Here is a 504-nt window from a genome sequence, read left to right as displayed (position 1 = left end):
GATGCTTTTACGTCAGCCGTGTTTAAGCCACAATATGGCTTTCTTATAGCAAGATGGCGGCCTGGCGATGGGCGGAAAGACAGCAATCAGGCGAGGGGGTGCCGTGTTGGCCAGTCTGTTGATTGGCGCAACGGAGCCGACTGGCGCGGCCTCGCTGGTCGGCGGTCAAACCGACGATTCCGTGTGCGACCTGGGCAGCGCCTCGCAGAACGCCCGCAAGATTTATGAGGCGGGTGACTTCATCCGCGCGCAGTGCAAGAACGGTCAAGTGCTGGTGGGTTCCAGCATCGTGCCGGCTGGCGGATTTGACTCGGAGGTGGTGCGCTTGGCGCGCACCTTCTGCCGCATGGCGGACATTCAGATACGGCGCACACAGGGCAACATGGCCGGCCTCGTCATGGAGATCGACGAGGTACGGTGCATCATCGGGAAGCTGTCGAAATGAGAAAAGCGCTGTTGGCAGGCTTTCTGGCCGTTGTGGCGGCAAACGTGGTTGCCGCTGAT

General features: G+C 60.7%; 1 protein-coding gene. It reads left to right on the top strand.

Features of this window, described 5'->3' with window-relative positions; all coding sequences use genetic code 11:
• Positions 1 to 106: 106 nt before the first annotated feature.
• Positions 107 to 445: a hypothetical protein gene (locus FE782_RS32150; RefSeq protein ID WP_202914655.1), complete on the top strand. Its 339-nt coding sequence runs from the start codon at positions 107 to 109 to the stop codon at positions 443 to 445.
• Positions 446 to 504 lie beyond the last annotated feature (59 nt).

This window comes from Paenibacillus antri (genome assembly GCF_005765165.1).
GTDB classification, from domain to species: Bacteria; Bacillota; Bacilli; order Paenibacillales; family YIM-B00363; genus Paenibacillus_AE; species Paenibacillus_AE antri.
Note: the sequence above shows the minus strand (reverse complement) of the source record. Positions and strands in the feature narration are given on the sequence as shown.